The following is a 25151-nucleotide window of genomic DNA, read 5'->3' as shown; positions in this document are numbered from 1 at the left end:
CCTGGGGCCGCGCGGCCCCTCGGACTCACCCCTCGAAGATGTCGTCCCGCATCTCCTCCCACTCCTCCATGCCGAAGGACCCGTACGACGGCCGTCCCGCGAGCCGGTAGGTGTTCACCGCGACGCCCGCCGAGGTGGTCCTGGAGTCCACGAGCTGGAGCGCGGTGGGCAGCGCCCCGTCCGCGAACAGCCGTTTCCCGGTGCCCAGCACGACGGGGAAGGTCAGCAGCCGGTACTCGTCGATCAGGTCCTGCGCCATCAAGGACTGCGCGAACTGCCCACTGCCGTGGATCTGCAACTGCCCGTCCGCCTCGGACTTGAGCCTGCGCACCGCGTCGCCGGCGTCGTCACCGAGGAGCGTGGAGTTGTGCCATTCGACCCGGTCCAGGGTCCTGGACGCGACGTACTTCGGCAGTCCGTTGAGCTGGGACGCGATGGGGTCGCTCTCGTCCGTGATCCGCGGCCAGTAGGCGGCGAAGATCTCGTATGTGTGGCGCCCCAGCAGAAAGCCGGTCGCGGCGCCCATCCACTCGGAGACGATCCGCCCCATGTCGTCATCGGCGTAGGGAACCAGCCAGCCCCCGTGCTCGAAGCCCCCGCTCCTGTCCTCATCAGGTCCACCGGGAGCCTGCATGACCCCGTCCAGCGACAGAAACGTCGTAAGCGTCACCTCAGCCATGATCCGATCTGATCCTTTCCGCTCACTTCACGACCCTCCGCTCCCCCTCATCCCTCCACCCCTCAGACGCACCTCCCACCACACCTCATCGCCCCCGTCACGTCCCTTCCGCTCCCCCACGCCCTTCATAAGCACCGCCGCACGTCCTTGCCCTTCAGCGGCGCGGTGCGCCCCCGCCGTGCGGCTACGATCCCCTGCACGCGGTCCGCCCGCCCTCTCCGCCGGCGAGCCGCACCACTCCCCCCCCCCGGTGGCAAGGAGCACAGGTGGTTCCACCTTCCCACGCGGTCCAGTTAGCGGCCCCGCCGCAACGTGAATCCATAGCTCGTCGGTTCAGGCGCTTGTTCCGTTCCCGAAAGGCGCTGTCCGGGCTCTCCCAATGGCTCATAGACGTCGGACTCCCGCTCGGCCTGACGATATTCGCGGTCTGGACGTGGACGGCTCTCACCGTCAAAGGCGGCTGGAGTCGCGTATACCGCTCCTTCACCTTGATGGACCCTCCGGAAGGCCGGCTGCTGTGGACGGCCTCCGTCATCGGGTGGCTCATCGTGCCCGCCATCATCGGTGGCGTCGCCGGTCATGTGATCGCCAGCCGTATTTCCCGTGCCAAGGAGATCTCGACCAACAATCTCTTCAAAAAGCGGACGTTGGGGCAGCGGCTGACTCCGCCCTCTCGTATCGCGTCGCTCCGCGAATACCATCATGGCAGTGTTCCGCAGCGGAACTTCGTGGACCGTTTCGTCCGCCTGGCGCACGGGAATGACTGGGGAACCGCACAAGACCACTGGGAGATCTGGGTCGGTGACCTCATGTGCACCGTCCAATTCGGCGATCTCCATCGTCACGACTGTCTCGATCAGGCCCAGAGCACCGCGATGGCAGGGCTGCTTCTCGCAGGGCTCACGGGCAACTGCCCGGTGTGCATCGCCCGCCACTGATCCCGCGACTGATCCCGCGCACCACCCCGCGCACCATGAGAGGACAGCAGCATGCGGACCCGCAGCGCGCTGGAAATCGCCAGAACGGCCCTCGCTCTGGCGTACCCCGACGCGACCGAGGAGGGCCTGGACGAAGGAGCCCGCCTCCTGATCCGCTGGGGCTCCGAGGGCCTCGGCCAACAGCTCACGGGCGCGCACGCCGACCTGCTCGCCGAAGACCTGGCGCGCATCGTCCGCTCGGCCCGGGGCATCGCGCGCGTCGTTCCCCTGGTCGAGCCCGACGGCCGTCCCCCCGAGCGCCTCTGGCGCCACACCGACGCCACCCGCCGGGACCCGGGCCTGGGCTGACCCCGCACCCGTTCGGCACCACGCCAGACGTATACCGGACGCCGCATGCCCTGCCGACCGTCCGCCGACTACCGCACCGGCACACCCGATTACCGCACCGGCACACCCAATTCGCGCCCGCGATAGAACGCTTCCCGCTCTTCGATGACATAGGGAGCCATGGCAATGCGCCGCTCCGCCTCCGCGTCGGAGTTCCGCCAGGCGTCACATGATTCCCGGGAATCCCAGAACGAGACCCCGATGATCTCCATCCCGTCCTCCGACCAGTACGCATAGGCATGCCTCAAGCCCTCTGGATAAGGCGCCGGCCGCCAAGCCCTCTCGAATTCGTCCAGCTTGCCCGGCTGGATGCGGCGCGTCGTCATCCAGACGAAGTGCTCCTCCATCACGGCCTCCCTCCGAACCGAGGTGATCCACTCGACCTTCCCCCTCACCCCACCGTAGGCGCACCAAGCCCCGTCCGCCTGCGCTGACCGCGGAGCATCCCCGCGACCGGTTTGATCAGTCTTCCGCGACGGGGACTCGCCACTCCCGCCGATGCCCGCCTCCTGACCCCTGGCTGACGCGCGCGCCCGGGTCGGCCATGGTGCACTGGACACAACGCACCCGGAGAGCACCGAATTCAAGGCAGCGGCGGAGGAACTCATGACCGGCCGCATAGGAAAAACTCGCAACATCTTTCTTGTATGGCTGATCTGGCCGTTGATCACGCTGGGCATCTATCACCTGGTCTGGTACTTCAAGGTGAACCGCGAGGCTCGGGATTTCGACGACCGCATCGAGGTCCGGCCGGGGATCGCCGTTCTGGCCATCACCCTGGGCTGGTTGATCATCCTTCCCCCCTTCATATCGATCTACAACACGGGCGAGCGCATAGCGCGAATGCAGCGTTCCGCTGGAATGCAGTCCACCTGCAACCCGTGGATCGGAATCATTCTCACCTTCATATTCAACCTGCACCCGCTCTACTACCAGCAGGAAATGAACCGGATTTGGACCAGGTACGGCAACCCGCCAGAAGGCGAACACGTGACCCTGACGGCCTGAGCACCTACCAGCCGTCCCACGCGCGCCAAAAGCGGTCGGCCAGTCGGTAAGTCGGCCAGCCGCGGACAGTTCGGCCGAAATGCCAGGACGGACGGCCATCACCCCTGTAACCTGGATCACATGGCGGAGGCGCAGGCTTATCCGGTGCGGGTAAATGTGCAGGACTTCGGGGCCGTGCCGGACGGCGTGACCGATTGTTCGGGGGCGTTCCAGCGGGCGGTCGATGCCTTCGACCCCCATCCGCAACTCGGCGGCGGAACCGTCTACATCCCGGCGGCGGAGAACTTCTACGCCCTGTCCCGTCCGGTCATCGTCGACCACGATCGCGTCCGGATCGTCGGCGAGTCCCGCGACCGCTCGGTGGTGGAGGCGACGTCCTACTACCCCGCGTTCATCTTCGGTCTGCGACGCGGCAGCAAGTCACATCCGCTCAGCCGCGAGCACTGGGTGGATCTGCACGGGATCCTCGACGACTCGGCGTTCGCGGGCGGGGTCGGCCGGTTCGGGTATCGCACCAAGGTCGACGAGGTCTGCACCGTCTCGTTCCCCGCCTCACCGTTCGCGTTCGGTCCCTCCGCGGGGAACTACTGGCAAGGCGTGCGGCACCTCACCCTCGACTTCGTGGTGCGGAACAACGCCGGGCCGTGGAAGGACCTCCAACAGCTGTTCGGTCTGGTCGACATCGTGGGTGAGCCCGCGCCGTGGTTCGCGCAGGTGCGGATGTATCCCACCGGCGCGGTCGTGCAGTTCTCGTTCCGCACCGACGACGGGCTGCGCCGGGAGATCAAGGTGCCGATCCAGGCGGACCAGGCCGTGCTGCGCTGCTCCCTGCAGTTCGATCTCGGCACCGGCGCCGTGGCAGCCTGGGTCGACCACGTCCAGGTCACCCCGGACCTGAGCCGTATCAACGACGGCTGGCCGACCCCGCAGCGGCCGAGCAGCACGCTCGCGTTCGTCCCGAACTGGTACTCGCCCTTCAACCTGGCCACGCTGACGCCGCTCTCGTACAGCGTGAAGGGAGTGGGGCATACCCAGGTCGACCCGAACATCGACCTGACCTTCGGCGCGCTACGCCTCTCCGGCGTCCTGCAGTACGCCGATGCCATGGGCCAGCCGCAGCACACGACGTCCGGAACCACCGTCACCGACTCGATGTGGCTGAACGCTTCGGCCGGCGAGTTCGCCCGGTTGCCGATGACCGAAGACGTCCGGTTCAACAGCGCCGGCCTGCCGGACTTCCAGGTGCCGTGGGCCGCGAAGGACGGCGGCAACGGGTTCGGCGCGATGGTCTCGTCCAGCCTGGTCGACGGAGACACGCTGGGCGGTTGCACCCTGTCGAACCTGACGATCACCTGCGGCCGCAGGTTCGGCAACCAGTACGGCCAGGGCATCGCCGTGGGGCAGGTCTACCACCTCGCCCTCGACGACGTCACCCTCACGTACGGCGCGCAGGGGCTGGGTTCCTACAACCTCGGCGTCAGCTATCCGGTCGATCTGCACAGGTGCGACTTCCAGTTCCACAGCGACGCGGCCATCTACAGCTGGCGCCAGATGCTGTATGGCAGCAGCCTGAGCTTCGGCGGGTTCGGCCGATCGGCGGTGAAGACCCACGGCTGCAGCGTCGCCCTGCGGGATGTCTTCTGCGGGGATCACCGCAACTGCGTGTCGGCCATCAGGCTTTACGAGACCATCGGCCAGTTCGACAACTGCCAGTTTGACTTCGAGGATGCCGGTGTCCAGGACAGCTACTTCTGGGCGACGATCGCCGAGGCCATCGGCGGTCCGACCCAACTGGCGATCCGCGACTGCCAGGGCGTCAACGGCGACCCGACCGCGGTGGCCATCCGCCTCGTGGCGAGCGACCGCAACGGCGGGATCGCCACGTCCTTGCGCCGCGCAGGATGGTGCACCATCGAGCGGTCGTTCAACAACTTCCTGTCGCCGACGATGCAGGCGGTGGTCGCGGTCGACGGACCGTTGTGGAGCGGCACCTACACCGGGCTGCCGCCGGCCCGGCCGCCGCTGGTCGTCACCACCGCCAACCCCGGCGCCTCCGCGCGCATCGGCCAGGACGTGGTGCCGCCCGCCCAGACCGTCCCCGCCGTGTTGTCCGACCCGATCCCCACCCTGCCCGGCCTCCTCGGCTACTACCGGGCCGAGGGCCTGACCGTCCCGGACGCGGAGGGCAAGCCGCGCCCCGCGCCCGACGGCGCCCCGATCCTGCAGCTGACCGACCTCGGGCCGGGCGGCAACCACGGCATCGCCACGCGATCACCCGCGGTGTTCGAGCCCGGCGCGGTCAACGGCCTGGCCGCGTTGCGCTTCACCGGCGGCTGGTACAAGTTCCCCAGCCACACCGGAACCGACGGCACCGCCACGATCTTCCTGGTCACCAAGGGCGCCCCGCTCGTGGAGACCGGCACCCTGCGGCTGTGGGGGGCGTACTGGCAGCAGTACAGCCCCGCCGCCACCGCGGACGTCCGCCCGCACACCTCCGACGTCGACTGGGTGGTGCAGGCAGTCCGCTTCAGCACCGCCGGCGGCCGGACCCTGCGATGCTGGACCAACGGCCACGTCGCCGACTCCCTGCGCCTGGACACCGTCGGAGACGCCCAGTGGACGGCCCCCACCCTCGGCACGATCCTGGGCTCTGACGTCTACCGAGGCCTCTTCTCCACCCTGGTCCACTGCGCCGCAGCCCTCAGCGACGAGCAGATCGACCTGGTGAGCCGCTACTTGCTGTACCGCCACGCGATCGCGGTCTGACCAGCGGGCGGGGGCATCCGGGCCATGGCCTTGTCCTATCTCGTTGTGTGGCGTCAAAGACCGATAGATCGCCCGGGACCGCCGTGGACATACGCAGAGCGGCAGGGTCCGTGCTGCCGCGGTGCTGCGGTCAGCCGTGGGTGTCAGCCGGAGATGCCTCCGCCAGACGTGGTTGTCAGTGCCGAGTCCTACAGTGCCCCGCATGACGACGTACCGATCCGGTTTCGTGCTCTGGCGCATGATCAAGACGGCACGGGGCCTCACCGAGCAGGCGAGAGTGCGGGAACGCATCGACGCGGTACTGCAGATCATGGGCGGCTACGGCGGGACGTACGGCAAGGGCAGGCGCCTGGTCAACGCTCTGGAGGATGTGGCCCAAGAGGCCCTTCTGCATGAGGACATAGCACTCGCCCGCCGCTTCCAGCACTTCGCCGGATACGCCCGAGGCGACCTGTTCCTCGACACCCTGGAGATGCGCTACGACGAGGAGGCGCGGCAGCGCGGCGAGGAATTCATGCGGAGGATGGTCGCCATGGGCGCCGACCGAGCGGTCGCTGCCCTGGATGTCCTATGCCGAGACCAGCCCCATGCGACCGCCGCCGACGCCCGTGACCTCTTCCGAGGCATCGCCCAGTCCGCCAATCATTTGGGGCTCGGGCCCGGCGAGGGTGGGGTCCAGTTATCCACCAAGGAGGTGAGACGTCTCCAAGAGTACGGGCACATGCAGACGGTTCTCCGGAGCCTGCCTCAGCCAGCCTCCCCCGAGGCCGCCCGGATGATGAGTGACGTCCTGGCGGACGTCGACGCTGGACTGCTGGCCCAACTGCTTGAAATGAAAGCGAGACGAGCTGGCCTCGCGGCCCTGCGTGCTGCGGTGGAGGACCCGAAGAGTTCCGAAAGCGCGCTTCATGCCTGTCTGAAAAACCAGGAATGGATTTTCGGAGGAGCCTACGTGGCCGAGCTGGCCCGCCGTCAGTTCACCCCGGATTCCATCCTCGACATCCCCCTGCTTCGCGGTGACGGCTGCCTGCACGTGGTGGAACTCAAGCGCGCCAACATCGAAGATTTGGTCATCCGACGCAGCGGCCACCTCATGCTGGGCGCCCCGGCACATCACGCGGTCTCCCAAGCACTGAATTACCTCCGGATCATGGACGAAAACCGCCATGCGATTCTCGCGGACCACGGCGTTGACACCCGCAGGGCTTCGGCCACTGTCGTGATCGGACACGCCTGGTATGTGAGCGGCAGCGTCACCCCCCAAGAGGTCGCGGAAACGCTGCGGACCTACAACGCTCACGCGTCACGCATAGAAGTGATCACTTACGAGACTTTGGTGGAGTCGGCGGAGCGGATTCTGGCCCTCTCATCCACACGGCAGGACTCCGACGCCTCCGACCCGAGCGAGGAGCCCACCGCATGAATCACAGCCCTTCAGAGATCGAAGCCCTCCTGGCTCGCCTATGCGGTGGCGCGATCACTGCTGAGGACTACGTCGGCTACTTCCAGAACGAATACGGCGAGGAACTCGTTTTTGCCCAACACCGGGGCGAGAAGACCGCCCGTCTGTGGCACAGCGACGCGGACTGGCAGATGTTCCGCGTCAGCGACCACTCAATACGGGTCGACGGCGAGTGGAACGGGATGAACACTGTGAACGATCTGATCATCAATCGCGAGGAGGCGACCTGGTTGTCCTCCTGCCTGGCTGCCTCCCGTCACCTGCGGTCGGGAAGCACCTGAGGCCCCCTTGCCAGTCGGACTGTGAGGGAGGGCCTCGTCCAGGGGAGGTGGAGGCGGCGTGCGCGGCGCCGGACCCACCGAGTGGCCGTTGAGCTTCCGGAGAAGTTGATCTCTGGTTTGACTCCTGTAGGCAGGCAAGAGCCCCGCACCAAGATCGGTACGGGGGCTCCGCTACTAGTCAGGCCTGGTGGGCACAGACGGATTGAACCGCCGACATCTGCTTTGTAAGTTCGAACTCTGACTGTACCGACCGCGCCTTCGGACGGCAGGACCTTCCGCGCTCGACCGCCCAGGGACGCTGACGTCCGGCCTCGTTGATGTCAGGCGTGGATGTCAGCGAAGCCGTCGGCCTCCAGCGAGCCATCGCGCTGGGGTCAGGTAGGCGGGGGCTTAGATGCCATGCCGCGCACCACACAGCCGGGCCTGCAACGGCTCAGTGAGTAACGAATGTCCGAACCGAAAGTCCGAGTGTGGCGGCGCCGAGGAACGCCGCCCCGCCAGCTCCGAGCGCCCCTGATAGCTGTGTACCAGTGGTCCAAAAGAGACCAGTGGTGGCGATGGCGATCGCCAGAGCGCCGATCATGATGATCGCTGCCCACAGGCCACGGAGTGAAGTGTCATTGTTCTCCATACGGCTTCAGTCCTCTCTTGGAAGGGCGACCGACGCGACGCCTTGCCGGTCAGCGTTCTGTTCCTCAGGACTCTCGCATTGCGAAAACTTCCAGGTCAAATGGCACGTCATGCCATTGTGCAGGAGAAGGCTCATCTTAGCGCCTGCCTATTAATACCCTTCTGCTCTGGCAAGATGAGCGTTAGACTGTCGCACTTTTCTTCTTGTGGCGGGATCTACAAAGGAAGAACAACCATGACCCCCTGACTTCAATACCCCCACACTCCGGTTTCTCCTGCAGGAAGGCAAAAGATCATGGAAATGCATGATCTGCGCTCAAAAGCGCTAACGCTGTTGCAAGGGGCGGCGGCTAAGTCGAAGCGGACGGGGAACGTGCCCTTCCCGAAGGATTTCGTCATTGCGAAACCCGAGCAAGACGTTCCGCCACCGCTCGCTCGAATGATCCAAGGTGGGCGGGGGGGTGCCGTTCGCCTTGCTCTGTACATGTGCGTCACCATGATGGCGACGAGCAAGCCCTACGACCTGAAGTCTCCACCGGCTCCGCGGTCTTGGGCACGGATGCTGGCCATCGAGCCGGAGGCTGGAAAGCGTCGCGTGTCGCGCAATCTGAAGTGGCTTGCCGACAATTCCTTCATCAAGTTGGAGCCGCGCTGGGGCGCCCCGTCCTCGATTACGCTACTCAATCCTGCCGGGGATGGTGGCGCGTATGTCCGGCCAGCAGAGCAGGGGCCGTACATCGGGGTGCCAATCGAGTTTTGGACTCAAGGCTGGATCTTGGAGCTGTCGCCAACGGCGACAGCACTGCTCCTGGTTCTTCGGAATGAGCTGGGCGGCAGGCGCAAGCCTCGCTACGTCACCGCGGAGAAGCGCCACTGCTACGGCTTGTCCCCTGACACGTGGACGAAAGCCACCAAAGAGCTAGCAAAGCACAGCTTGCTGAAGGTGGGGCGAGAACCGCTCGGCAGCTTCTACGACTACCAAAGGTTGCGGAACACGTACTGGGTCGAGATGGAGCGCTTGAAGGAACAGCCCTAGGGTTGGAGTGAGATCGAGTCCCTCTCTTCCTGTGGGACATCTGCGCTGGCCAACCACGTGATCGAGCTGATCAACGAAGTGCCCCTGGCGGGGTTCTTGCGCTACATGGCCCTGGAGGCCGCTCCAGTGTCTGGCGTTCCTGTCAGTCACGCGCCTATGTGGGCCTGTTGATGAACCCGTTGTCCATAGATAGTCAACTTCCTCAGATCGGTTCGCCGAGGCGCGTACTGCTAGCCGCTCGCCTGGTGGGAGATCATGCGTTCGTAGATCACCAAGAAGGGGGCGATGTAGCCGGACGCTTCGGCCGCCGTAGCCTGCCCGGCGCAAATCAGAACAACGCCACCCACGAGGGCAGTTACGTAGGCCAATCCACTCACCCACGGCGGCGCTTCCGTCGAATGCGTCTTCTGTTCTTGCTCAGTCATGGGCGTGACCCCCGGCTTCCGGATGTAGGTGCTCAGCTCTGAGCCTCAAGCCCACGGAGTCGCTTCGCCAGGGACTCGATCAGCTCGGCGTCTTTCTCGCTCAGCTCCTCGACGAGGGGCTCCAGTCGCTGCATTCGCGGAGATAGTGAGCGTGGGGCTTCCACGCCATACCATTCTTCGGCGATCATGCTGGCCACCCGCTCGGAGGATAGGGCCATCATCTTGGCGATGTCGTTGATCGTTTCAGGTGGTGGTGGCGCGACTCGATTGCGATTCGCGACGTTGTTCCACCATGCGGATGATCGAGCCTCATTGCACTTCATCTGCATGTCTATGTAGCGGAGGCCCTTGACCTGGTTCAGGTGGCGGACCATGTCAGAAAATGGAGTGTTCATCATGCTGTAAGAGTACACCAGATGGATGAATCGTCCATACACGTGAAAAAACCGCCTGGGGCGTTGCCCGAGTCGGCGGAGCGGGTTTGGCCGGTGTCCTGCCCGGTTTGGGGTCGGGCATGGTCAGGGGGCCGTACGCTGGCCAGGCAACTCGGGCAGGCTTGCCCCTGCCCGCAATTAGCACGAGTGGCCCCCTGGCCTTGCCCGACGCGGGACCCGAATCGGGGAGGTGGGTAAAGCCGTGGAGCCGACCCCCAGCCGCGACGGCGCCCCTTCCTCAGCCAAGGTGCTCGCTGATGCCGCGCGGCTGGGCGGACCGGGCCGGAGCGGGGCGGAGACAGGAGCGGCGGCCCGGGGAGCCGGGTCGCGCGCGGCGAGCTTGCGAGCCGCCTTGAACCTACTAGAGAAGGTTGTAACTCAACCGTCGTGGGGCTGGTTCCGCCCCATCTTGTGCGTGGTGGGGCACGCGAACTGGTACGCGCACTCAGGCAGGACCACGGCTTCGCGGTGGGCGAGAGGTAAGAAGATCACCGGCCGGATGATCCATTCGAGACGGGTGTCCTGCTGGGTGACGGCGAACGTGGCAGCTTCACCGTTGGTCAGGGCGTTCTCGGCCTCCTTGTAGCCGTGCCTGACCCAGTCCCACGCCTCGTGGGCCGGTCCCCGGTCGAGTGCCGACGCGATGGTCCGGATCGTGACGCGGACCCATCGGGTTGCCTGGCTGGGGCTGTCGTGCTCGATCGAGGCGAGCAGTACGGGGTGCAGTCCTGTGGACGGTGAGAGCGTCCAGCATTCGCTCCAGTAGCCGCGGCGCAGACGCAGGTGGGGCTTCAGCATGCTGCGGCTCCTGGCGTAGGGGAGTGGAGTTCGGCCGTGACGGTCCGGCCGTGCTGGTTGCCGGTGATGTTGAGGCGGCACGCGATGGTCATGACGATGCTGAGTCCGCGGCCGTGGGTGTCGTCCTGGTCGGCCTCGGTGGCCTTGGGCTCGTCGGGATGGCCGCCGGAGTCGGTGACGGAGACCGCGACCCGCTGCGGAGACAGGGACAACGTGACGTGGAAGGTGCCGGCGTCTCCGCCGCTCGCCGTGTGGACGAGGGCGCTGGCGCCCAGCTCGGCGTCGTCCGCGCAGGGGTGGCCGCTGAGGATGTCGCGGGTCCAGTGGCGGGCTCTGGCGACCTCTTCCAAAGAACCTGGGCACATCAGGCCCCAGACTCGCGGGCTACTCATATACTCGTGCATACAAGTTCCTCCGTGCTGGTAGGCGGCCGTGGACAGTGGTTTTGTGCTAGACGAGTCGCACGCCGTCGTGGGCGCGGACGGCCGGCGGGGATGCGTTGTCGAGTGCGTCCTGGACGCGGATCGCGTACGCCTCGTCGGCAAGCTCAGCGACCTCGTCGCGGATGACCCAACGCAGTTCGCGGGTCTCCGCTCCGGTGGTCGGGGTGCCGTCGATCGCCTCGCAGCGGAAGACCATCGAGACGATCAGGCCGGTCATGTTCTTGTAGACGCCGGTGAGGGTCGCGGGAAGCGCGATCTTGATGCCGGTCTCTTCGAGTACTTCGCGCTGGAGGGCCTCGTAGACGGTTTCCTCGCGTTCCAGCACGCCGCCCGGCGGTTCCCACTTACCGTTGTCCCGCCGCTTGATCAGCAGAGCACGGTCCGCGTCGTCGACGATGACCCCGGCGACGCTCACGGAGTGCGGGCGCTCAGTACTCACGTTCCTCTGCCCTCCCAGCTGGCTAGGCTCTCCACCGTAGCAACGCGGGTCGGCAGCTCGTCTAGATATCTAAAGGAGTACGTGCATGCCTCCTCTCGTCTCGGGTCTCCTGGGCTCGCTGGACCCGACCAGCGACCGTGCGGTGTTCCGGCAGATCGCCGACCAGCTCCGGGAAGCGATCGACAAGGGACGCTTCCGGGAGGGCGACAAGCTGCCCTCCGAGACCGAGCTGGTGGAGCACTTCGGCGTCTCCCGGATGACTGTTCGCAACGCGCTCTCCCTGCTGCAGCAGGAAGGGCTGGCCGTCTCCGAGCACGGCAAGGGGGTCTTCGTCCGGCCCCGGCCGCCGGTGCGGCGTCTGGCCTCGGACCGGTTCGCCCGGAGGCATCGCGATGAGGGGAAGTCGGCGTTCACCATGGAGGCGGAAGTGGCGGGGAGCCGCCCCGAGGTGGACAGCCTGGAGGTGAAGGAGGATCGGCCCTCCCAGGACATCGCCGCTCGGCTGGGCTCGTCTCGTAAGGTACTGGCCCGCCGAAGGCGGTATCTGCTGGACGGGCGACCGGTGGAGTTCGCGACCTCCTATCTGCCGCTGGACATCGCGCGGGGTACTCCGATCGCCGAACCCAACCCGGGCCCCGGCGGCATCTATGCCCGACTGGAAGAGCTGGGGCACCGCTTGGACCACTTCGATGAGGAGATCAAGGCCCGGATGCCCTCCCCCGCCGAGGTGCGGATGCTGCGGCTGGCCTCCGGCGTCCCGGTGATTCACCTGGTGCGCACGGCATACGACGTCGAGGGGCGCGCGGTCGAGGTCTGCGACACCGTGATGGCCGCTGACGCATACGTCCTCGCCTACCGGCTGCCCGCCAACTGACACCCGACATCTGGGGCTTCTCCTGCTCGCACGCGCAACAGCCATAGCTCGATAGGGGCGTTGGCAAGCGATGTGGCGCAGCGAACTTCGATGCCTCTCGAAGGAGGCTCAATTAGAAAAATGGAGACTGGCGCCACCGCAGGCAGGGAGTCCTCCCTGATCCGGGTCACCGTGCGGGATGCGGGAGGGCCTGGTTCTCAGGTCACCGGCTGGCACCGGAGCGGCGAGGGGCGCGGCACCAGACCCGCCGAGTGGCTGCATGAGCCTTGCGGAGAAGTTGATCTCCCGTTTGGCTCCCGGACGGCAGGCAAGAGCCCCGCACCAAGATCGGTGCGGGGCTCTGTTGCTGGTCAGGCCTGGTGGGCACAGACGGATTTGAACCGCCGACATCTGCTTTGTAAGAGCAGCGCTCTACCGCTGAGCTATGCGCCCTGGGATGAGGTGACAGCCTACATTGCCTGGGGCAGGGGGTCGCAAACCGTGTGTGGGCGGCGGATCGGGGCGTGCGGCGGGGGTGGGGGTGAGGGTGAGGGTGAGGGTGAGGGTGGGGCGAGCGTAGGGGTCTGGGGCTCGGCCGGGGGGTGGGGGGCGGTGGGAGAATGAGACAGCCGGGCCTGGGCGATCGATCGGGAGAGGGATGTGACGGGGACACTCGCGCGGTTGCAGCAGGGTCGGCTCCGTTCGCGTCGCCGCCCGGGCGGTGGGGTCGGGGAGCGTGACGGTGCCGGGCAGGTCTCGGTGTCGCATTTCGCTCGAGGAGTGCGGGGGCTGCGAGAGGTCGCGGGGCTGGTGCTGCTTCCGTTGCCGTTGGTGGCGGTGGCGGTGGCCGCGGTGCCGGGGGCGCTGTCCGGGGGCGGGACGCGTCGGTGGTTCGGGCGTGGGGAGGGTCAGCGGGCCGAGGCGCAGGCGGCGAAGGATGCCGCGGCGGCCGCTTTCTACGAGCTCGACACGGCGCAGCGGGACCTGCGGATCTCCATCGAGACGATCATCGCGGTGGACGACTCGCCCGCCGGGCGGAGGGCCGTGGCGGACTTCGAGGCGCTGGGGCGGCGGATCGATGAGGTGAGCCACGCCTACATCACCGCTGTGGACGCCCATGACCTCGACCGGGACGGGCTGGACGCGGGCACCGCCGCACGGGCCCGGGCCGAGTTGATCAGGGCCCGGGAGGCGTTGCAGGCCACCAAGGCGGAGCTGGACCGGTTCGGGCAGGGGCTGGGCCCGCTGTTGCAGCAGGCCGAGAGCCGGCTGGCCCGGCTGGCGCCCGCCGTGGAGCGGGCCCGGCAGGCGTTGCTCGGGGCGAGCAACGCGCTGGACGCGGTCCGGGCCTCCGGGCTGAGGGCGGACGATCTGGCGGCCCGGCTGGCGGCGCTGGCCCCCGAGCTGACCAAGCTCAATCAGGGGGCGGCCCAGCACGGGGTACAGGAGACGATCCGGCGCGCGGACGATGTGCTGCGCAAGGCGGAGGCCGTACGGCTGGAGGCCGAGCGGCTGCCGGAGCGCGCGGCGGAGACGGACCGGCGGCTGGTGTCGCTGCGGACGCGCGCGGAGGCGATCACCACCCGGGCGGCCGGGGTGCAGCCGGTGCTCAGCGAGCTGCGGCGCCGGTACAGCGCGGCCTGCTGGCAGGACCTGCAGCCGGTACCGGAGCAGGCGGAGCGGGACGTGGCGCTCGCCGAGCAGAAGCTGAAGGACGCGCAGGCGGCCCGCCATGAGCAGCGGTGGGCGGACGCCACGGCGCTGCTGGCGACGGTCCGGGCGCTGCTGAACACGACGGACGAGGCGGTCTCGGCGGCCGGTGACCGGCTGCGGCGGCTCGATGAGGTGTCCTTCGACCCCAAGCGGGAGATCGAGCGCACGCGATTCGCGATCCGCGACGCACAGCGGCTGGCGATGGCCGGACGCAGTACGCCGGATCCGCGGCACGCGCGTCCGCTGGACGACGCGGTGGCGCGGGTGGACCGGGCGGTGGCGGAGCTGGAGGTCGGCCGCCATCCGGACTGGTGGCACTTCCTGTCGGAGATGGAGGCCGTGCGGGGCGCGGTGGCGCGGGTGGTGCAGGCGATCCGGGAGGAGCGGGGCGGGCCGACCCCTCGCTGAATCTGTCCATCTCCGCCCCGGTCCGTCCGCTGTCCGCTCGGTCTTGCTCCCGCCCCCGCTCCCGCCCCCGCCCCCGCTCGCGGGCTGCTGTGGTCCCTGTTGACCTGCGGCGGGGCTCGTTATGCTGCGTCGCATGCCTCGTTACGAGTACCGGTGCCGCGCCTGCGGGACGACCTTTGAGCTGAACCGGCCGATGGCCCAGTCCTCGGACCCCGCGCCCTGCCCCGACGGGCACGACGACACGGTCAAGCTGCTCTCCGCCGTGGCCGTGGGCGGCACGGCCACCGCTCCTCGGGGCGGCGGCGGTGCGGGTGGTGGCGGCGGTTGCTGCGGTGGGGGCTGCTGCGGCTGATCGCGGGCAACGCGGACGGCGCCCGGTCGTCGGCCAGGACCTGCACACGGCCAGTGGCCCCCGCGAGCAGCTCGGGACGGGCGCCGACAGCTGGGGCCAGGCGGCTCTCGGCGGGCTCGGCGGTGAGAGCTGCGGTTGAGGGGGCGGCGGGGCGCGTGGATGCTGGAGGAAGACGTACGACGCGGCTCGGGTCGTACGTCGCCGCAGGCCGCGATCGTGAGGGAGGCCGGACATGGCCACCGGCAGCCACAGTCTCCGCGGCGGGCCCAGGCCGCGGGCCGCGAAGCCGAGGCGGATCTCGTTCGATGAGCATCTGCCGCTCGATCACCGGCTGAGCCGGATCTACCGCGTCGGCGCCGGGCTGATGGGTCTGGTGCTGCTGGCGTTCGGTGTCTTCGGGCTGATCGACAAGGTCGGCTTCTTCGACACCCACGGGGACACGGTCGCCGGGTTGAACACCAACGGCGCGTTGAGCGTGCTGTCCATCGTGGTGGGTCTGCTGCTGTTCGTCGGCATGGTGATCGGCGGGAATTTCGCGTCCACGCTCAACACCGTGCTGGCGATCGCCTTCCTGCTGAGCGGGTTCGTCAATCTGGCGCTGCTGCCGACCAACTTCAACTTTCTGGCGTTCGGGATCCAGAACGTCCTGTTCAGCTTTGTCTTCGGGATCGTGCTGATGATCTTCGGGATGTGGGGGCGGGTGAGCGCGACGCTCGGTCACGACAATCCGTACTGGCGTGCTCGCCATCCGGAGGAGGCCGCGCGCGAGGCGCGCACCCATGCGCACGCCCGGGCCGAGGCCCTGCGCAAGGCGCTCAACGAGGGGGCGTCGCCGGAGGAGATCGCGCGGCAGTGCTACAGCCCCACCGGTGGGCTCTTCCCCGCTGGACTCTCTCCCGGCGGCCGCCCGGACGGCGGGCGGGTCCTCCCCGGCGGCCACCCGGAGCTTGGGCCCGCCCCCGGTCACCCGGAGAGCCGCCCGGAGAGTGGGCCCGGCCCCGGTCACCCGTCACCCGCTGTCGGCGGTGCGGTCGGCCCGAGGCGGTTGCTCAGGCGGGGGCGGTGGCGGTCTCGGCGTCGGTCCGGCGGCGGGCCAGGGTGAGGCCGTCCGCGACGGTGAGCATGACGGCCTCGGTGCGGGGGTCGGCGGCCACTCGTTCGTTGAAGGCCCGGATGCCGGCCGCCGCGCCCGTCGCCTCCGGGTCGGTGACCTTGCCGCCGAGGAAGACGTTGTCGGCGACGATGAGTCCGCCGGGGCGCATGCGCGGCACCAGCTCGTCCCAGTAGGGGACGTAGTTCTCCTTGTCCGCGTCGAGGTAGACCAGGTCGATGTGGGGCTCGGCGGGCAGGGCGCGGAGGGTGTCCAGCGCGGGGGCGATGCGCAGGTCGATGCGGTCGGCGACACCGGCCTTGGCCCATGCCTCGCGGGCGTACGCGGTCCACTCCTCCGAGATGTCGCAGGCGATCAGCTTGCCGTCGGCGGGCAGTGCCTGGGCCATGGACAGGGCGGAGAAGCCGGTGAAGGTGCCGACCTCGACGATGTGCCGGGCGCCGATGAGCCGGGCCAGGAAGGCGAGCAGCGGACCCTGTTCCTCCGCGGACAGCTTCCTGGCGACCTCCGGCAGCTCGGCGCGGGTGGTGTCGACGATTTCGCGCTGCACCGGGTCGAGCGGTGGGTTGTGCGCCAGCAGGTAGTCGTACAGCTCGTCCGTCACCGGTGTGCTTTTGATCGCTGCCACGCGTGCCTCAGCTCCCCAGGTAGCGAAGTACGGCCAGTACCCGGCGACTGTAGCCCGAACTCCCGGGCAGCTCGAGCTTGTCGAAGATGGCGTTGATGTGTTTCTCGACAGCACTGCGCGAGACGTGGAGCCGTTCGGCGATCGCGGTGTTGGCGTGGCCCTGCGCCATGGCGTCCAGCACGTCGCGTTCGCGCGGGGTGAGGCGGCTGAGGGGGTCGGAGTGTGTGCTGCGGACGAGGAGCTGGCGGACCACTTCGGGGTCGAACGCGGTGCGGCCGGCGGCGACGCGTTCCAGGGCGTCGAGGAACTCGTCGACCTCCACCACCCGGTCCTTGAGTACGTAGCCGATGCCCTCGCCGGCGCCGGTGAGCAGTTCGGTGGCGTAGCGCTTCTCGACGTACTGGGAGAGGACGAGGACGCCGATCCGGGGGTGGGCGGCGCGGAGCTTCAGCGCGGCGCGCAGGCCCTCGTCGGTGTGGGTGGGCGGCATGCGGACGTCGACCACGGCGGCGTCGATGTCCGGATGGCGGTCCACCGCCGCCAGCAGGGCCTCGGCGTCGCCGACCGCGGCCACCACCTCGTGGCCCTCCTCGGCGAGCAGCCGCACCAGGCCCTCGCGCAGCAGGGTCGAGTCGTCGGCGAGGATCAGGCGCATGGCAACTCCGCGGTGAGGGTGGTGGGTCCGCCGGGTGGGCTGTCGACGCGCAGCCGGCCGTCGAGCGCGGCGACCCGGCGGCGCAGCCCGAGCAGCCCGCTGCCCGCCGGGTCGGCGCCGCCGGTGCCGTCGTCGGTGATCCGGACCCGCAGGCCGCCGGGGCGGGCGTCGGCCAGCTGGACGGTGATGGCGTCGGCGGAAGCGTGCTTGATGGCGTTGGTGACGGCTTCGGACACCACGAAGTAGGCGACGGTACGCAGTGCCGCGGCGGGTTCGGCGGCGAGGGTGTAGTCCAGCCGCACGGGAACCGGGGAGCGCTCGGCGACCGTTTCCAGGGCCGCCCGCAGTCCGGCCTCGTCCAGCACGGTGGGGTAGACCCGCCAGGCCACTTCCCGCAGATCGGTCAGGGCCTGGCGGCTCTCGGCGTGGGCCTGGGCGACCAGGGCGGTGATCTTCCCGGTGTCCTGACTGCGGCGGGCGCGGCCGAGCAGCATGCCCAGGGCGACGAGCCGCTGCTGCACCCCGTCGTGCAGGTCGCGTTCGATACGGCGGCGCTCGTCGTGGACGGCGTCCACGACCCCGGCCCGGCTGCTGGCCAGCTCGTCGATCCGGCGGCGCAACTCCTCCTGGGCGCTGGGCCCGAGGAAGCGCCGGGCCAACTGCCCTTCCAGGGTGGCGACACCGATGACGCCCTGGACGGCGAGGAAGGTCAGCACGAGCCCGCCGAGCCCGGAGAGGAGCACCACCGGCGCCGTGTTGTGGGACATGATGAACCAGCCCCAGAAGAGGAAGCTGAAGTACAGCGCGCCGACGATCAGGGAGAGCAGGACCAGCCCGCCGAAGAGCCCCAGTGCCCAGCGGACCGCCAGGTACTCCAGCGCGCGGCGGCCTGTGTACCGGGCCGACAGCTGGTGCCCCAGCAGCCGGTCCAGCCGCCGCCGCTCGGCCTCGCACAGCCATCGCACCCCGGCGGTGACCGGGCGCAGCACCCGCTGCCGGGTCTGCGGCCAGGCCGTCACACTGAGCAGGGCGAGGGCCGCCACGGCGACGTACACCAGCTCGACGAGGGCGGTGCAGGTGCCGATGAGCAGCCCGGCGCTCAGCCGCAGCCCGTGCCGAATCCATCCACGCATGATCCCCAACGCTAGCCGGGCGAAGGGCCGCTGACACTGAGGATTTCCGCAGGTTGTGGCTGCGGCGGGCGTGAGGTGAGGTGGGTGGCCGCCCTGTGGGAGGTGCCCGTCCTGGCCGCCGGGGCGAGTGCGGGGCCGGGCGTCAGGCCCGGCTGCCGGGGCGGGGTGCCAGACCTGGCCGCCGGGGCGGGGTTTCAGGCCTGGCCCCGGCGGCGGAGCGTCAGTCCTGGCCGCGGGAGACGACGCGGATCAGGGCCTCGCTGCGGGCGCGGGCGCGGACGACCGAGGCGTGTTCGGCGATGGCGCGGACGATCGCCTCTCCCGCCGCCACGCCGCGCTCGGCCACCGCCGTCACCTGCGGGGCGGTCCAGCCGGCGTCGGCCAGCTCGCCGTGCCCGGGCCGCCAGCCGTGGTCGGCAGCGAGCAGCAGGTCCGCGTCGAGGAGGGAGTCACCGGCGGCGAGCACCTCGACGGCGTCGGTGCGGCGGGCGACCTCGGCCACCGCCGCGCTCTTGGTGAGCGGCTTCGGTACGGCGTAGATCTTGCGGCCCTGGAGCGAGACGGTCCAGCCGCGCGGTTCGGCCCACTCGGCCAGTTCCTTGACGTAGCCGTCGGGCAGCAGCGCGCGCTCCACGACCAGGTAGGCGAAGAGGTCCTCGGCCACCCGCTCCTTGAGCAACCACGCCGGATCGGCGGTGCTGTTCAGGTGGGACCGCACCTCGTCGAGGGGGGCGCACTCGGTGGCGAGCCTGCCGCGCACCGCGGCGTTCCAGTCGGGGTCCGACTCGCCGTCGACCAGCAGATGGCCGCCGTTGGCGCAGACCGCGAAGCGGGGCGCGGGGCCGGGCAGCCGGATCCGGCCGTACTGCTCACGGGTGCGGGTGGTGGTCGGCACGAAACACGAGGTGCGGGCCACCTCGGCGAGCAGGGCGGCGGCCTCCTCGGTCAGGTAGGACAGCGGCTTGTGCTGGTAGACCTCGACGCAGAGCAGGCGCGGCGCCTCGGCGTCCGGCATCTCCAGACCGAGGGCGGCCGCCGAGTAGATGAGGGTGCGGTCGAGGTCGCTCGCCACCAGGACAGTCATCTGACAGCCGCCTTTCTGTCGGCGCCCGTCGCGACGCCCTGTGTGCTGTGCTCGGCCGCGGTGCGCTCGGCGGCGCCCCGGCCGACGGCCTTTCCATCGGCGCCGGTCGCGCCACGGGTGTAGCGGGGGTGGATCAACCCCACGCAGGTGTACGGCAGCCCGTCCACTTCCTCCACGGGTACGCCGCGCTGTTCCGCCAGCAGCCGGACGTGGTCCAGATCCGCGCCCGCGCCCCGCTTCGCGAGGATCTTCCAGGGCACGCGGCGCAGCAGCACCCGGGTGGTCTCGCCCACGCCGGGTTTGACGAGGTTGACGTCATGGATGCCGTGCTCCTCGCTGATCCGCTCGACGGCCGCCCAGCCCTCCCAGGTCGGGGCGCGGTCGGCGGTTGCCAGCTCCTTGACGTCGGCGGCGACCTCCGCCGCCACCTCGGGGAAGCGAGCCGCGACGGTGTCCAGGAAGAGCCCGGAGACGTCCGCGTCCGCCAGCTCGCGGTAGAACTTCGCGCCGTGGAAGTCGTCCGGTCCCACCAGGTCGGCGCGGAGCACGGTGCGGGAGATCAGGCCGGAGACGGTGGAGTTGAGGCAGGCGGAGGGGATCAGGAAGTCGTCGCGGGTGCCGTAGGTCTCCACACAGCGGCCGGGGTCGGCGAGCACGGCGATCCGCGGGTCGAAGCCGGGGTGGGAGCGCACCGCCTCGGCCAGCTCCCGGGTGATGGCGCCCTTGCCGGTCCAGCCGTCGACGAAGACCACGTCGGCCGGATCGTGACGGGCCGCCAGCCAGCGCAGCGCGGCGGCGTCGATGCCGCGGCCGCGCACGATCGAGATGGCGTAGTGCGGCAGGTCGATGCCGTGGGCGTGCTGGGCCCAGCGGCGCATCAGCACGCCGACCGGGGTGCCCGCGCGGGCCAGCGAGACCAGCACCGGACGAGATGACCGCTCGGCGAGCACGGTCTCGGTGACGGTGCCGACGGCGCGGGCGATCCGGGCCGCGGAGGAGTCGAGCGCGGACCGGAACAGCGCCTGGTACGCCTCGCTCGGCTGGTACTCCACCGGCAGCGACTCGGCGTAGTGCGCGCCACCGCTCTGGATCGCCTCCTCCCGCTCCTCGGTGGGCGCTTCGAGGGTCACCTCGGAGAAGTCCTGCAGCAGCCAGCCGACCTCCTCGGGCGCGTAGGAGGAGAACGCGGGGCCGCGGAGCGGTTCTGGCATGGTGCGCGCCTGTCGGTCGGGGTCGGGGGTGGGGGTGGGGGTGGGGGCCGGGGTGTGCGGGGCCGGGGTGGGCGGGGCGCTGGGTGCGTACGACGGCACGACGGCGAGCAGGACCTGGTCGGCGTGGTGGGCGAGCTGGGCCAGCAGACCGCCGGGGGCGTGCAATTCGGGGGTGTCGGCGGCCGAGTCGACCACGGCGACCACCGCGTCGAAGCGGCGGGCCGGGTCCGCGCCCGGGGCCACGTTGTACGCGTAGCGCTCGCCGGGGCCGTCGGCGGGGGCGTCGTGCGCGGGGAAGGCGAGGCGGGTGCGGATGGCGTAGCCGGGGTCGTCCACGGCGAGCACCGGGGAGCGGGTGGTGGTGGAGTACCGCACCTCGGCCTCCAGCATCCGGTCCAGCGCCTCGGCGAGCCGCAGCGGCGCGTACATCAGCTCCTCGAAGCCGAGGACGAGCACCCGTCGCGGTGCCGGAGTCCCGGCGTCCGCGGCGTCGGTTGCGTCGGTGGTGCCCGCGGCGTCGGTGGTGTCGGTGGTGTCTGTAGCGTCCGCCGCTTCGGTGGCACCGGCCGGGTCGTCCGGCGCGGCGCGGCGGGGCGCGAGCGCTTCGGCGATGCGGGCCGCCATGCCCGGCAGCGCGGCCTCCAGCCGGGTCCGGTGCGCGGGCGTGAACCCGTGCCGCCCGCCGTCCGGCAGCCCCTCGGGCCAGCCGAGGTCCACTCGGACGGGGGCGGGTGCGGGGGGCGCGGCCGGGGCGCGGCGGCCCTGGACGGCATCGGGGGCGGGGTCGTTGCAGGGGCTCGGGGCGAGGGGCTCGGGCTCGTGCTCGGCGACCAGGCGCCGGCCGCTTTCCAGCACGTCGGCGGGGAGTTCCACGGTGCCGGTGGCGAGGGCGACCAGGTCCACCCGGGCGCCGAGCTCCGTGGCGAAGTCGTGCAGGCGGTCCTGGTGGTCCACCGAGCGCATGTCGACCAGCGCCACGACGACGTACCGGTCGCGGGGATAGCGGGAATGCAGTGCGGCGATGGTGTTGAGCACCGTGTTGCCGGTGGAGAACTCGTCATCGACCAGCACCAGCGGGCCGTCGCCGGCCAGCAGCTCCGGGTCCTGCGGCAGCAGCAGGTGGGAGGTGGCGTGGCTGTGTTCCTCCTCGAAACCGCCGACCGGGCGGATCCCGTCCACCGGGCGGCGGGTCGAGTGCAGGTACGGGGCGAGCGCCAGGCCGTCCGCGACGCTGTGGCCGAGGCCGGTCGCCGTTTCGGCGTAGCCGAGCACCACGGCGCGCGCCGCCGCCTCCTCGCCGAGGAGCTCCCGCACCCGGCGGCCGAGCCCGAGCCCGGCCTCGTACACCGTCTCCGGGCGCTGCGGCACATGCTTGCCGAGCACGCTGGACACCAGCAGATGGGCTCGCTTGGGGTTGCGTCGCAGGGCGAGCCCGAGCAGCTCCCGCAGCTCCGCGCCGCCGTTCAACGCCACCTGGAGCCGGTCCGCGACCCACTGCCCCGACCACACGGGCCGGCCCTGCGTCGCGGGCTGATCCGAGCGCACCGCGCCCTCGCCGCCGTCCGTCACCTTCGCCGTCTCTTCCCTCATCCGGTCCGCAGCCCCGCGCCGAGCAGTTCCACGAAGCTCACGTCCTCCCGGGCCACACCGAACACCTCGGCGCGGAGCAGGATCCGCTCGGCCCAGGCGCGGTGGGGCTTCACCTCGTTCATCTTGTTGGTGTACGCCGACCGGAGCACACCGCCGCCGCTGCGCTCCGGGCCGAGGATGTCGGTGGCGTCGCTGAACTCCTCGTGACTCACCACCGAGAGCGCGTGCACCGGCATCACGTGGGAGGGGTGTATGCAGGTCTTGCCCTGGAGTCCGTTGGCGCGGTCGAGCTCGATCTCGCGCAGCAGGCCGTCCATGTCGTGCTCGATGAGGGCGGTGCGCAGGGCCTCGGCGCGCCCGGTGAAGGGGCTGCGCCGCAGCTGGGGTTTGAACATCCGCTCGTGGGGTTTGAAGTACTCCCACACCGGCCCGGTCACGGTGAAGCCGGTGCCGTCGGCGCGCCCGAGCATGTTGACCACGTCAGCGATCACCGAGGCCACCAACTGGACGTCGTATGCCGTCATATCGGGCGCTCGGCGCAATCCGTACGCCGAGCAGAAATCGGTCACGCCCAGCCGCAGCGCGAGCACCCGATCCCGGTACTTGTCGACGGTGCGGGCGATGCCGCCGAGGGTTTCGGTGCGGGTCTCCAGGTGCAGCAGCCCGGGCGATTCGAGGACCGGCATGGCGAACAGCCGGCGTCCACCGAGCGCGTCGATGGCCTGCGATGTCTCGGCCGAGATCAGCGCCTCGAGGAAAGGGACACCGCGCTCCTCGGTGAACTTCGGCAGCACGAATCCGGACAGCAGCCGGACGGTCGGACCGAGCCGCTGGACGAGCCCGGTGATCTGCTCCGGCGTCCGCACCCGGATGAACAGCAGCGGCAGCTGGGTGGCGGGGCCCCGGGCGGCGAGGTCGGCGAACTGACGCACGAGGTTCTCCTCGGCGCCTGTGACGTCGGCGTCGTCGATGGAGTCCTCAAGGCAGAGCACCATGGAGACAACGCCGCGACCTGCCTGTTTGACGATGTCGTCGGCGAGGCGGGGCCGGGTCGCGGGGCTGTAGAGGGTCGCACCGAGGGCTATGGCAAGGACCCGCGCGGGCGAGTCCGCGGTGAACTCCCCCGGTTGACGATGGAAGAGGTCCCTCCGCACCGCAGTCGACAGGTGCCCAAAATGCCGCATATATCTCCCTGCACTGCAGATGTGTTCGACCGACCCGCCGACCGCGAGCATGGCCGATAATCGTACGTCCGGGTCAGGGTCAAGAGTTCCCCAAGTCCGTGAAAATCAAGTAACTCATATGGGTCTCTCCGGTGTCCTCGGCCGCTCCCCGGCACTTCCGCCGGGAGCGGTCCGTCCACCTCCGTCCGCCTCCGCCCGCATTCGGGCGGCCCGCTCCCCACACAGTGTCATCTCTCCTGACACCTCGCGTTGTACCCGCCCGCGCGGAGAAGGCAGGATTGCGGCCATGACGCACGCGATGCTGAAGGGATCCAACATCCCGCTGGAGGCCACCGCCGTACGGGCCGTGCTGCGCTGGACACCCGGCGCCCAGGTGCCGGACGTGGATGCCTCCGCGCTGCTGCTGGCAGCCGACGGCAGGGTGCGTTCGGATGAGGACTTCGTCTTCTACAACCAGCCCCGGCACCCCTCCGGGCTGGTGCGCCATCTGCCGAAGAAGCGGCTGGCGGAGGGGCTGACGGACACCGTCGAGGCCGACCTGACGGCGCTGGAGGCGGGCGTCGACCGGGTGGTGCTGGCCGCGTCGGCGGACGGCGGCTCCTTCGGCCTGGTCCGGGATCTGACCGTACTGCTGTACGACGCGTCGGCGCCGGCCGGTGCCGAACCGATCGCGGTCTTCAAGGTGGCCCCGGAGACGGGCCGCGAGTCCGCGATGATCTGCGGCGAGCTCTACCGGCGCGGCGACGCCTGGAAGTTCCGGGCGCTGGGCCAGGGGTATGAGTCGGGGCTCGTCGGGCTGGCCACGGAGTTCGGCATCTCGGTGGACGACGGGGAGGAGCACAGCGCGGCTCCGCCGGCTCCGGAGGGTGCGCAGCCGGCACCGGCGCAGACGGCACAGGCGCAGCCCGCGCAGCCGAGCCAGGGGCAGGGGCACCCTGTGTCCGGGGGACCGTCGCAGTCGGTCGCCGCGCCGCTGCCGCCGTCTGGGGGACAGTCGCAGGCGGTCACCGCGCCCCTGCCCGCGGCCGCGCGGCCCTTGCCCGCGGCGGCGCTGCCCCCGGCCGCCGCGCAGCCGCTGCCTGAGCCGCAGGGGGCGTCGGGCCCGCCGTCGGGCGCGGCCCTCGGTGACTCCGGCTGGGCCGTGACCGGTCCGCTGGCGCAACCGCCCGGCGCGGGGTACGGGTATCCCCCGATGCCGCCGCCGCCCGTGATGCCGCCGAACGCGCCCGCGCCGGGGCTGGCACCGGGGCCGGGGTACGGGTACCCGCCGCCGGTGCCCGCTCATGGGTACCCGCAGGCCGGGACCGGGGACCAGGCGCAGCCCGCGTACGGGTATCCGCAGCACCCGGGGTACGGGTATCCGCAGCCGGCCCAGCGGGTCGGGCCGGCGGCGGCGGGGCCGGATCCGTCGTTCGTGCTGCCGCCGCAGGGGCCGCAGTTCCAGAAGCGGTAGCGGTGGATCTTCCAGCCCGTCCTGGGGCCCCCCGGACGAAGTCTGGGGGA

26 protein-coding genes and 1 tRNA gene are annotated in these 25151 nt (G+C 69.8%); 12 read left to right on the top strand and 15 right to left on the bottom strand.

Annotated elements, in window-relative coordinates; genetic code table 11:
* Positions 1-25 precede the first annotated feature (25 nt).
* The gene (locus AC4BDD_RS21510) at positions 26-679 is read right to left on the bottom strand and encodes a dihydrofolate reductase family protein (RefSeq protein WP_490687089.1); all 654 of its coding nucleotides are present in this window, start codon (positions 677-679) and stop codon (positions 26-28) included.
* Positions 680-1020: 341 nt separating this feature from the next.
* On the opposite strand from AC4BDD_RS21510, the gene AC4BDD_RS21505 reads away from it, so the two are divergent.
* Both AC4BDD_RS21505 and AC4BDD_RS21500 read left to right on the top strand, forming a co-directional pair.
* Positions 1021-1617, top strand: coding sequence for a DUF6313 family protein (locus AC4BDD_RS21505; RefSeq protein ID WP_490687088.1), 597 nt, complete (start codon positions 1021-1023; stop codon positions 1615-1617).
* A 51-nt stretch (positions 1618-1668) separates the two neighbouring features.
* Positions 1669-1965, top strand: a complete 297-nt coding sequence (locus tag AC4BDD_RS21500) for a hypothetical protein (protein ID WP_490687087.1) — start codon at positions 1669-1671, stop codon at positions 1963-1965.
* Positions 1966-2054: 89 nt separating this feature from the next.
* Here the strand turns inward: AC4BDD_RS21500 and AC4BDD_RS21495 are convergent, their stop codons facing one another.
* Positions 2055-2351, bottom strand: a complete 297-nt coding sequence (locus AC4BDD_RS21495; RefSeq protein WP_490687086.1) for an antibiotic biosynthesis monooxygenase — start codon at positions 2349-2351, stop codon at positions 2055-2057.
* A 259-nt stretch (positions 2352-2610) separates the two neighbouring features.
* On the opposite strand from AC4BDD_RS21495, the gene AC4BDD_RS21490 reads away from it, so the two are divergent.
* The 4 genes from AC4BDD_RS21490 to AC4BDD_RS21475 all read left to right on the top strand — a co-directional run bounded on the left by AC4BDD_RS21490 (position 2611) and on the right by AC4BDD_RS21475 (position 7521).
* Positions 2611-3012: a DUF4234 domain-containing protein gene (locus AC4BDD_RS21490; protein ID WP_490687085.1), complete on the top strand. Its 402-nt coding sequence runs from the start codon at positions 2611-2613 to the stop codon at positions 3010-3012.
* A 120-nt stretch (positions 3013-3132) separates the two neighbouring features.
* Positions 3133-5778, top strand: coding sequence for a glycosyl hydrolase family 28-related protein (locus AC4BDD_RS21485; protein ID WP_490687084.1), 2646 nt, complete (start codon positions 3133-3135; stop codon positions 5776-5778).
* A gap of 202 nt (positions 5779-5980) precedes the next feature.
* Positions 5981-7201, top strand: a complete 1221-nt coding sequence (locus AC4BDD_RS21480; protein WP_490687083.1) for a Shedu anti-phage system protein SduA domain-containing protein — start codon at positions 5981-5983, stop codon at positions 7199-7201.
* On the top strand, positions 7198-7521 hold the full coding sequence (locus AC4BDD_RS21475; RefSeq protein WP_490687082.1) for a hypothetical protein: 324 nt from the start codon (positions 7198-7200) through the stop codon (positions 7519-7521). Before AC4BDD_RS21480 ends, AC4BDD_RS21475 begins: the two co-directional genes overlap by 4 nt.
* 433 nt (positions 7522-7954) lie before the next feature.
* Here AC4BDD_RS21475 and AC4BDD_RS21470 read toward each other — a convergent pair whose 3' ends face one another.
* On the bottom strand, positions 7955-8152 hold the full coding sequence (locus tag AC4BDD_RS21470) for a hypothetical protein (RefSeq protein WP_490687081.1): 198 nt from the start codon (positions 8150-8152) through the stop codon (positions 7955-7957).
* 294 nt (positions 8153-8446) lie between these two features.
* On the opposite strand from AC4BDD_RS21470, the gene AC4BDD_RS21465 reads away from it, so the two are divergent.
* Positions 8447-9187 carry a hypothetical protein gene (locus AC4BDD_RS21465; protein WP_490687080.1) on the top strand — a complete coding sequence of 247 codons (741 nt, stop codon included), beginning with the start codon at positions 8447-8449 and terminating at the stop codon, positions 9185-9187.
* Between the two features lie 230 nt (positions 9188-9417).
* On the opposite strand, the gene AC4BDD_RS21460 is transcribed toward AC4BDD_RS21465, so the two are convergent.
* The 5 genes from AC4BDD_RS21460 to AC4BDD_RS21440 all read right to left on the bottom strand — a co-directional run bounded on the left by AC4BDD_RS21460 (position 9418) and on the right by AC4BDD_RS21440 (position 11702).
* Complete coding sequence (locus tag AC4BDD_RS21460; RefSeq protein WP_490687079.1) at positions 9418-9612, bottom strand: hypothetical protein; 195 nt, start codon at positions 9610-9612, stop codon at positions 9418-9420.
* A 32-nt stretch (positions 9613-9644) separates the two neighbouring features.
* Positions 9645-10010 (bottom strand): hypothetical protein, encoded by a 366-nt coding sequence (locus AC4BDD_RS21455; protein ID WP_490687078.1) that lies wholly within the window; start codon positions 10008-10010, stop codon positions 9645-9647.
* A gap of 414 nt (positions 10011-10424) precedes the next feature.
* Positions 10425-10844, bottom strand: a complete 420-nt coding sequence (locus tag AC4BDD_RS21450; protein WP_490687077.1) for a hypothetical protein — start codon at positions 10842-10844, stop codon at positions 10425-10427.
* On the bottom strand, positions 10838-11236 hold the full coding sequence (locus AC4BDD_RS21445) for an ATP-binding protein (RefSeq protein WP_490687076.1): 399 nt from the start codon (positions 11234-11236) through the stop codon (positions 10838-10840). The genes AC4BDD_RS21450 and AC4BDD_RS21445 overlap by 7 nt, the downstream gene beginning before the upstream one ends.
* A 58-nt stretch (positions 11237-11294) precedes the next feature.
* Positions 11295-11702, bottom strand: a complete 408-nt coding sequence (locus AC4BDD_RS21440) for an NUDIX hydrolase (RefSeq protein ID WP_490691875.1) — start codon at positions 11700-11702, stop codon at positions 11295-11297.
* Between the two features lie 109 nt (positions 11703-11811).
* Here AC4BDD_RS21440 and AC4BDD_RS21435 point away from each other — a divergent pair, with 109 nt between their 5' ends.
* The gene (locus AC4BDD_RS21435) at positions 11812-12600 is read left to right on the top strand and encodes a GntR family transcriptional regulator (RefSeq protein WP_490687075.1); all 789 of its coding nucleotides are present in this window, start codon (positions 11812-11814) and stop codon (positions 12598-12600) included.
* Between the two features lie 357 nt (positions 12601-12957).
* Here AC4BDD_RS21435 and AC4BDD_RS21430 read toward each other — a convergent pair.
* Positions 12958-13032, bottom strand: a tRNA-Val gene (locus AC4BDD_RS21430).
* A 327-nt stretch (positions 13033-13359) separates the two neighbouring features.
* On the opposite strand from AC4BDD_RS21430, the gene AC4BDD_RS21425 reads away from it, so the two are divergent.
* From AC4BDD_RS21425 to AC4BDD_RS21415, 3 genes are all read left to right on the top strand, one after another.
* Positions 13360-14700: a hypothetical protein gene (locus AC4BDD_RS21425; RefSeq protein WP_490687074.1), complete on the top strand. Its 1341-nt coding sequence runs from the start codon at positions 13360-13362 to the stop codon at positions 14698-14700.
* Between the two features lie 133 nt (positions 14701-14833).
* On the top strand, positions 14834-15052 hold the full coding sequence (locus tag AC4BDD_RS21420; RefSeq protein ID WP_490687073.1) for an FmdB family zinc ribbon protein: 219 nt from the start codon (positions 14834-14836) through the stop codon (positions 15050-15052).
* Between the two features lie 232 nt (positions 15053-15284).
* On the top strand, positions 15285-16154 hold the full coding sequence (locus AC4BDD_RS21415) for a DUF4383 domain-containing protein (protein WP_490687072.1): 870 nt from the start codon (positions 15285-15287) through the stop codon (positions 16152-16154).
* On the opposite strand, the gene AC4BDD_RS21410 is transcribed toward AC4BDD_RS21415, so the two are convergent.
* The 6 genes from AC4BDD_RS21410 to AC4BDD_RS21385 all read right to left on the bottom strand — a co-directional run bounded on the left by AC4BDD_RS21410 (position 16102) and on the right by AC4BDD_RS21385 (position 23648).
* Positions 16102-16791 (bottom strand): O-methyltransferase, encoded by a 690-nt coding sequence (locus AC4BDD_RS21410; RefSeq protein WP_490687071.1) that lies wholly within the window; start codon positions 16789-16791, stop codon positions 16102-16104. The two genes, AC4BDD_RS21415 and AC4BDD_RS21410, sit on opposite strands and share 53 nt — an antisense overlap.
* Before the next feature lie 7 nt (positions 16792-16798).
* A complete protein-coding gene (locus AC4BDD_RS21405; protein ID WP_490687070.1) occupies positions 16799-17446 on the bottom strand; it encodes a response regulator transcription factor in 648 nt (215 codons plus the stop codon).
* Positions 17437-18579 (bottom strand): sensor histidine kinase, encoded by a 1143-nt coding sequence (locus AC4BDD_RS21400; RefSeq protein ID WP_490687069.1) that lies wholly within the window; start codon positions 18577-18579, stop codon positions 17437-17439. Before AC4BDD_RS21400 ends, AC4BDD_RS21405 begins: the two co-directional genes overlap by 10 nt.
* Positions 18580-18799: 220 nt before the next feature.
* Positions 18800-19663 (bottom strand): HAD family hydrolase, encoded by an 864-nt coding sequence (locus AC4BDD_RS21395; RefSeq protein WP_490687068.1) that lies wholly within the window; start codon positions 19661-19663, stop codon positions 18800-18802.
* A complete protein-coding gene (locus AC4BDD_RS21390) occupies positions 19660-22464 on the bottom strand; it encodes a phosphoribosyltransferase (RefSeq protein ID WP_490687067.1) in 2805 nt (934 codons plus the stop codon). Before AC4BDD_RS21390 ends, AC4BDD_RS21395 begins: the two co-directional genes overlap by 4 nt.
* Positions 22461-23648, bottom strand: coding sequence for an HpcH/HpaI aldolase/citrate lyase family protein (locus AC4BDD_RS21385; RefSeq protein ID WP_490687066.1), 1188 nt, complete (start codon positions 23646-23648; stop codon positions 22461-22463). Before AC4BDD_RS21385 ends, AC4BDD_RS21390 begins: the two co-directional genes overlap by 4 nt.
* Positions 23649-23934: 286 nt before the next feature.
* Between AC4BDD_RS21385 and AC4BDD_RS21380 the strand changes: the two genes are divergently transcribed.
* Positions 23935-25101, top strand: a complete 1167-nt coding sequence (locus AC4BDD_RS21380; protein WP_490687065.1) for a TerD family protein — start codon at positions 23935-23937, stop codon at positions 25099-25101.
* Positions 25102-25151: the final 50 nt, after the last annotated feature.

The organism is Streptomyces sp. JLBT605 (assembly GCF_058215555.1).
Note: the sequence above shows the minus strand (reverse complement) of the source record. Positions and strands in the feature narration are given on the sequence as shown.

Coding starts and splice junctions, on each gene's coding strand:
- AC4BDD_RS21510 (WP_490687089.1), bottom strand. CDS start 679: ATGGCTGAGGTGACGCTTACGACGTTTCTGTCGCTGGACGGGGTCATG.
- AC4BDD_RS21500 (WP_490687087.1), top strand. CDS start 1,669: ATGCGGACCCGCAGCGCGCTGGAAATCGCCAGAACGGCCCTCGCTCTG.
- AC4BDD_RS21495 (WP_490687086.1), bottom strand. CDS start 2,351: ATGGAGGAGCACTTCGTCTGGATGACGACGCGCCGCATCCAGCCGGGC.
- AC4BDD_RS21490 (WP_490687085.1), top strand. CDS start 2,611: ATGACCGGCCGCATAGGAAAAACTCGCAACATCTTTCTTGTATGGCTG.
- AC4BDD_RS21485 (WP_490687084.1), top strand. CDS start 3,133: ATGGCGGAGGCGCAGGCTTATCCGGTGCGGGTAAATGTGCAGGACTTC.
- AC4BDD_RS21480 (WP_490687083.1), top strand. CDS start 5,981: ATGACGACGTACCGATCCGGTTTCGTGCTCTGGCGCATGATCAAGACG.
- AC4BDD_RS21475 (WP_490687082.1), top strand. CDS start 7,198: ATGAATCACAGCCCTTCAGAGATCGAAGCCCTCCTGGCTCGCCTATGC.
- AC4BDD_RS21470 (WP_490687081.1), bottom strand. CDS start 8,152: ATGGAGAACAATGACACTTCACTCCGTGGCCTGTGGGCAGCGATCATC.
- AC4BDD_RS21465 (WP_490687080.1), top strand. CDS start 8,447: ATGGAAATGCATGATCTGCGCTCAAAAGCGCTAACGCTGTTGCAAGGG.
- AC4BDD_RS21460 (WP_490687079.1), bottom strand. CDS start 9,612: ATGACTGAGCAAGAACAGAAGACGCATTCGACGGAAGCGCCGCCGTGG.
- AC4BDD_RS21455 (WP_490687078.1), bottom strand. CDS start 10,010: ATGATGAACACTCCATTTTCTGACATGGTCCGCCACCTGAACCAGGTC.
- AC4BDD_RS21450 (WP_490687077.1), bottom strand. CDS start 10,844: ATGCTGAAGCCCCACCTGCGTCTGCGCCGCGGCTACTGGAGCGAATGC.
- AC4BDD_RS21445 (WP_490687076.1), bottom strand. CDS start 11,236: ATGAGTAGCCCGCGAGTCTGGGGCCTGATGTGCCCAGGTTCTTTGGAA.
- AC4BDD_RS21435 (WP_490687075.1), top strand. CDS start 11,812: ATGCCTCCTCTCGTCTCGGGTCTCCTGGGCTCGCTGGACCCGACCAGC.
- AC4BDD_RS21420 (WP_490687073.1), top strand. CDS start 14,834: ATGCCTCGTTACGAGTACCGGTGCCGCGCCTGCGGGACGACCTTTGAG.
- AC4BDD_RS21415 (WP_490687072.1), top strand. CDS start 15,285: ATGGCCACCGGCAGCCACAGTCTCCGCGGCGGGCCCAGGCCGCGGGCC.
- AC4BDD_RS21405 (WP_490687070.1), bottom strand. CDS start 17,446: ATGCGCCTGATCCTCGCCGACGACTCGACCCTGCTGCGCGAGGGCCTG.
- AC4BDD_RS21400 (WP_490687069.1), bottom strand. CDS start 18,579: ATGCGTGGATGGATTCGGCACGGGCTGCGGCTGAGCGCCGGGCTGCTC.
- AC4BDD_RS21395 (WP_490687068.1), bottom strand. CDS start 19,663: ATGACTGTCCTGGTGGCGAGCGACCTCGACCGCACCCTCATCTACTCG.
- AC4BDD_RS21390 (WP_490687067.1), bottom strand. CDS start 22,464: ATGAGGGAAGAGACGGCGAAGGTGACGGACGGCGGCGAGGGCGCGGTG.
- AC4BDD_RS21385 (WP_490687066.1), bottom strand. CDS start 23,648: ATGCGGCATTTTGGGCACCTGTCGACTGCGGTGCGGAGGGACCTCTTC.
- AC4BDD_RS21380 (WP_490687065.1), top strand. CDS start 23,935: ATGACGCACGCGATGCTGAAGGGATCCAACATCCCGCTGGAGGCCACC.